Here is a 4992-nt window from a genome sequence, read left to right as displayed (position 1 = left end):
ATCCCGGCCGTCACGAGCCGGGGACGGGCGAGATCAATTTTCCCTTCCTGTACGAGCACATCGACCGCATCGGTTATGCCGGCTGGGTCGGGGCGGAATACAAGCCGAAGGCCGGGACGGAGGCTGGGTTAGGGTGGTTCAGGGAGTTGGCCGGGCAGGGAAGTGCCGCGGCGTAGCGGCTATCGCAGTCGAAGTCGCGTTCCTTCGCGCCCCCCTCTGGCCTGCCGGCCATCTCCCCCACGGGTGGGGAGATCGGCAGCTTCGGCGCCGGCCTTTGATTTTCTGACGCTCGAAAATTGGCGAAGGCAGCGGTGACATCCAATCTCCCCCTCGTGGGGGAGATGTCCGGCAGGACAGAGGGGGGCGTGACAGAACACGGCCTAACAAGAGACGGAGAACCACAATGGAAACCATCGGCTTCATCGGCCTCGGCATCATGGGCGCACCGATGGCGGGGCATCTGCTGGACGCGGGTTATCATGTCGTCACCAGCGACCATCGCTCCAAGCCGCCGGCCGATCTCGTCGCCAAGGGGCTGAAGACCGTCACCGGCCATGCCGCCGTGGCCAAGGCTGCCGACATCATCATCCTGATGGTGCCCGACACGCCGCAGGTGGCCGATGTACTGTTCGGCGACAACGGCGTCGCGTCCGGCCTGGCCAAGGGCAAGCTGGTCATCGACATGAGCTCGATCTCGCCGATCGAGACCAAAATGTTCGCAAAGAAGATCAACGATCTCGGCTGCGACTATCTCGATGCGCCGGTCTCGGGCGGCGAGGTCGGCGCCAAGGCGGCGTCGCTGACCATCATGGTCGGCGGCGAGGAAACCCCATTCGAGCGCGCCAAACCCGTGTTCGAGAAGATGGGCAAGAACATCACCCTGGTCGGGCCGAACGGGGTTGGCCAGACCACCAAGGTGGCCAACCAGATCGTCGTCGCGCTGACCATTGAAGCAGTCGCCGAAGCGCTTGTTTTTGCTTCGAAAGCCGGCGCCGATCCGGCCAAGGTCAGGCAGGCGCTGATGGGCGGGCTGGCGGCTTCGCGCATTCTGGAAGTGCATGGCGAGCGCATGGTCAAGCGCACCTTCGCGCCGGGTTTTCGGATCGAACTGCACCAGAAGGATCTGAACCTCGCGCTGGAGGGCGCGAAGGCGCTCGGCGTTTCCTTGCCCAACACGTCGACGACTCAGCAGCTGTTCAATGCCTGCGCGGCCAATGGCGGCGCCAAGGAAGATCATTCGGCGCTGGTCAGGGCGCTGGAGCGGATGGCGGGGCATGAGGTGGGGTAGGAGCGAGTAGCGAGTAGCGAATAGCGAATAGGGATTGCAGCCACGGATAGTCGGGATTCGACTTTCGCTACTCGCTACTCGCTACTCGCTACTCGCTACTCGCTACTCGCTAAAAACTTCCGCGCCACGTAAAGGCTGATCGCCGCGGCATTCGACACGTTGAGCGAATGGATCGCGCCGGGCATGTCGAGCCGCGCCAGCGTCGTGACCGTCTCGCGGGTCTTCTGGCGCAGGCCCTTGCCTTCGGCGCCCAGCACCAGGGCGATCTTTTCCCCGGCAAAGCTCTTTTCGAGTTCGGCCGGCGCGTCCGAATCAAGCCCGATGGTGCGAAAGCCTGCCTCGTGTAACTGACCGAGCGCGTCGGCGAGGTTCTTCACCTCGATCTGGTCGATGTGCTCCAGCGCGCCGGAAGCGGATTTCGCCAGCACGCCCGATTCCTGCGGGCTGTGGCGGGCCGTGGTGATCAGCGCGCCGGCGCCGAAGGCGACCGCCGAGCGCAGGATGGCGCCGACATTGTGCGGGTCGGTGATCTGGTCGAGCACCAGCACCAGCTTCGCGTCGCCAAGCGCATCGAGCCGCTTGGCTTTCAGCGGTTCGGCCTCGATCAGCACACCCTGATGCACGGCATCCGACCCGGTGATCTTGTCGATGTCCCTGGGTTCGACCAGTTCGGTCTTGAAGGGCAGGGCGGCGAGATCGGCGATTTCGAGGCGCTCGACCGCATTGCGCGTCACCAGCATCTTCCTGATCTTGCGGCGCGGATTGTCGAGTGCGGCGCGCACCGTATGCAGGCCGTAGAGCCTCACCAGCCCGTCCGCGGCATTTTCGCCCGGCGGAACCGGCTGTCGAGGCCGGAACGCCGGCGCGCCGCCGCTTTTCTCGTCGCGATAGGCGCGGCGCAGCTTGGCGTAGTGGGTGTCTTTGGGGGTGTTGGTTTTGTCGCTCATGGCTGGCTTCTATAGCGGTGTCCTCCGGCCAAGGATATGGCCTGTCACTACAGCCGGCGAACAGAAACGAAAAACCATGGTTGCGCGGTTGACACCCAATGGGCTTGCCGCCATAAGGCGCTGCGCTGGTTTCGGAGAACACATAACTCGGGTCCGGATCGGCGTGAATGCCTCGTTGCATGGCTCCGGCGGCAGACTGGAGAGGTGCCCGAGTGGTTAAAGGGGACGGACTGTAAATCCGTTAGCTTAGCTTACGTTGGTTCGAATCCAACCCTCTCCACCACTGCCGGCCCGGAAGCCCTGAAACGTAACAAGAATCGGACCGAAAAGTGCATGGCGCTTTTCGGATGAATCCGGTACTTCAGGAACGGCGCGGGTATAGCTCAGTGGTAGAGCAGCAGCCTTCCAAGCTGAATATGCGGGTTCGATTCCCGCTACCCGCTCCAGACGCTCATCCCACCACCAGTAAATCGAAACACTGCGCACGAGGCGCGCAGTGCTCCAATTGTCGTGGCTGCGCCGCGTCAGCTGTTGAACGCGGTGGCGACCTGGTGCTGCTGCGGCACCTGGCCGTTCGGCGTCAGTCTGTCGACGATGCCGGGCAGGGCGGTGGACAGTTGCTTGAGCAGTTCCTGCTCGTCCAGCCCGGTCCGTTGCGCGATCTCGCGAATGATCTGCGGTCCGATCGCGGCGCCAAGATCGTTGGCGTTGATCGGCTGGTTCTGCCCGGTGCCGACCCAGGAGTCGGCGGCATTGCCGTGGCCGGCATTTCTGAGCTTGTCGAGCAGGCCGCCCAAGCCGCCAGCCAGGCCACCATCGGCGGATGTGGTTTCCGTCGAGACGGGGGCGGTCGGAGCGGGCGCGGGAGACTGTTCTGGCGCTTCGGCACTTCTGCCGCTCAGCATCTTGCCGACCAGCAATGCGCCGAGCGCGATCATCAGGGGTTTGGTGATGTTGCCGCCGGGAACGGCATTGTCAAAAAGTCCCATAGTGGATCCTCCATAGCGACCAAGGCCCGACCCCTCCTCAACAATGAAGCATTCGGGCGGAATTTCAAGCTGGCTTGAGGTTTTGACAATCCTATGAAAATGTTCGGCTGGCGAGGGGATGGAGAGGAAAAATGGGTATCATCAGCTGGATCATTCTCGGCGTGGTCGCCGGCTTCATAGGCAGCAAGATCGTCAACAAGACCGGCCAGGGTGTCATCATGGACATCGTGCTTGGCATCGTCGGCGCCATTGTCGGCGGTCTGATCTTCAGTGCCTTCGGCGCGTCAGGCGTCACCGGCCTCAACATCTACAGCCTGATCGTTGCCGTCATCGGCGCGGTGGTCGTTCTGTGGGCCTACCATCAGTTCAGCGCAAGGCGGACGCTTTAGGCGCCTGCCGATCGTCTGAGGTTTCGAGTTTCTGAAGGCAAGACCGGCTTGAGGCCGGTATGCTCAGCAGTGGCTTGCCTATGGCATCGGGGCGGCGAAAAGCAGCAATGAAACGAGGCTAGGCGACGACGGCCAGCCGGCGCTGACGCTGATCCAGCGAGACGATGGTCAGCCCGCTGCCGACGACCAGCAGAATGCCGCAAATGGCCAACGCGTTGGGGAACTGCCCGAACACCAGCAGGCCCGAAATGACCGCCCAGACGGTGAAGCAATAGTAGAACGGCGCCACGGCGCTGGTCGGTCCGATGCGATAGGCCATGAAGATGAAGAAATGGCCGAAGATCAGGAAAAATCCAGCCCCCGCCATCAGCAGCAGGTGATGTGCCCCGGGCATGACCCAGCGCTCGGAAACCAGATGCGCGGCGCCGGCGCCGATCAGCACCACCACGACGGCGGAAATCGCCACGATCATCCCCGGCACCTCGGCCGCGACCCGCCGGCCGGCAAGGTCGCGCGCCGCCGCAAATGTGGCATTGCCGAGCGCCAGCAAGGCGTAGACCGAAATGCCTTGCATGGTCGGCTGCGCCACCATCAGCGCTCCGACGAAGCCGAGCCCGATCAGCGCCATGCGCCGGCCGCCGATCCGCTCGCCAAACAGGATCGAGGAGCCGACCAGCATCAAGAGCGGCGTGATCTGGCCGAGCGCGGTGGAATCGGCGATCTGCATGTTGGCGAGCGCGACCACATAGCAAAGGATCGCCGCCAGCTCGAGCATGTTCCGGCTCAGGACGCGCTTGTCGAAGATCAGCGGGATCTGCTTGCCGTAGCCCAGCGCGAACAACAGCGGGAAGCCCCAGAGGGCTGCCGCGGCACCGCGCAGAAACAACACTTCGTAGGACGGCAGGCCTGCCGTCGCGAGCTTCATCATCGTGTCGTTGACGAGATACGACCCCGTCGAGACGATCATGAACAGCGGGCCGCGGATAGAGGCAGGGATGAAATGCATCCGGCCACAAGATCAGAGGCGGGTGGTGGCGGCAATGGTCCATGGCCTGGCCATGATTCAGACAGGGCCGGGCAAGCACGCCAGCGCTTTCGCCGCCTCGATCTGTCGGCCCGCTGCCCATTTCATTTTGCCCGGAGCCTTCCTATATCAGCGTCATATCCCGCAATCGGATCGATGGTTCGGACTGAGTGAGACGGCACCCGGCCAAAAGACGCTTGTGTTTTTTGGCCTTTGTCGCTAATCGCCCCGCATTCGACTGAACTGAAGGCCTTCGACCGAACTGAAGATCCGGGCCGTCCAAGGAAAGAGACAATGGCAAAAGGTAAATTCGAGCGTAACAAGCCTCACGTGAACATCGGCACGATTGGCCACG

6 protein-coding genes and 2 tRNA genes are annotated in these 4992 nt (G+C 62.9%); 5 read left to right on the top strand and 3 right to left on the bottom strand.

The genetic code is table 11. The features are described 5' to 3' along the window. Positions 1–176 (top strand): TIM barrel protein (locus tag EOB80_RS35545; protein WP_245466448.1); only part of this gene is annotated, 176 nt, incomplete at its 5' end. Positions 177–403: 227 nt separating this feature from the next. Further along, positions 404–1288, top strand: a complete 885-nt coding sequence (locus EOB80_RS26350) for a 2-hydroxy-3-oxopropionate reductase (RefSeq protein WP_127330734.1) — start codon at positions 404–406, stop codon at positions 1286–1288. A 95-nt stretch (positions 1289–1383) separates the two neighbouring features. Here EOB80_RS26350 and rlmB read toward each other — a convergent pair whose 3' ends face one another. After that, on the bottom strand, positions 1384–2235 hold the full coding sequence (gene rlmB / locus EOB80_RS26345) for a 23S rRNA (guanosine(2251)-2'-O)-methyltransferase RlmB (RefSeq protein WP_127330732.1): 852 nt from the start codon (positions 2233–2235) through the stop codon (positions 1384–1386). 198 nt (positions 2236–2433) lie between these two features. Here rlmB and EOB80_RS26340 point away from each other — a divergent pair. Then, positions 2434–2518, top strand: a tRNA-Tyr gene (locus tag EOB80_RS26340). An 89-nt stretch (positions 2519–2607) separates the two neighbouring features. Continuing rightward, positions 2608–2681: transfer RNA gene (locus EOB80_RS26335), tRNA-Gly, on the top strand. Positions 2682–2759: 78 nt separating this feature from the next. On the opposite strand, the gene EOB80_RS26330 is transcribed toward EOB80_RS26335, so the two are convergent. After that, entirely contained in the window at positions 2760–3224 is a 465-nt protein-coding gene (locus tag EOB80_RS26330) for a YidB family protein (protein WP_127330730.1), read from the bottom strand. A gap of 131 nt (positions 3225–3355) precedes the next feature. Between EOB80_RS26330 and EOB80_RS26325 the strand changes: the two genes are divergently transcribed. Next, the gene (locus tag EOB80_RS26325; protein WP_013531402.1) at positions 3356–3613 is read left to right on the top strand and encodes a GlsB/YeaQ/YmgE family stress response membrane protein; all 258 of its coding nucleotides are present in this window, start codon (positions 3356–3358) and stop codon (positions 3611–3613) included. A gap of 118 nt (positions 3614–3731) precedes the next feature. Here the strand turns inward: EOB80_RS26325 and EOB80_RS26320 are convergent, their stop codons facing one another. Beyond that, entirely contained in the window at positions 3732–4619 is an 888-nt protein-coding gene (locus tag EOB80_RS26320) for a DMT family transporter (protein ID WP_127330728.1), read from the bottom strand. Positions 4620–4992: the final 373 nt, after the last annotated feature.

Source organism: Mesorhizobium sp. M7A.F.Ca.MR.245.00.0.0, assembly GCF_003997415.1.
Taxonomy (GTDB): Bacteria; Pseudomonadota; Alphaproteobacteria; order Rhizobiales; family Rhizobiaceae; genus Mesorhizobium.
This window is presented reverse-complemented; position numbering and strand designations above follow the sequence as displayed.

What these genes read in the sequence shown, in the direction of transcription:
- EOB80_RS26350 (WP_127330734.1), top strand. Translation starts at nt 404, where the DNA reads ATGGAAACCATCGGCTTCATCGGCCTCGGCATCATGGGCGCACCGATG.
- EOB80_RS26320 (WP_127330728.1), bottom strand. Translation starts at nt 4,619, where the DNA reads ATGCATTTCATCCCTGCCTCTATCCGCGGCCCGCTGTTCATGATCGTC.
- rlmB (WP_127330732.1), bottom strand. Translation starts at nt 2,235, where the DNA reads ATGAGCGACAAAACCAACACCCCCAAAGACACCCACTACGCCAAGCTG.
- EOB80_RS26325 (WP_013531402.1), top strand. Translation starts at nt 3,356, where the DNA reads ATGGGTATCATCAGCTGGATCATTCTCGGCGTGGTCGCCGGCTTCATA.
- EOB80_RS26330 (WP_127330730.1), bottom strand. Translation starts at nt 3,224, where the DNA reads ATGGGACTTTTTGACAATGCCGTTCCCGGCGGCAACATCACCAAACCC.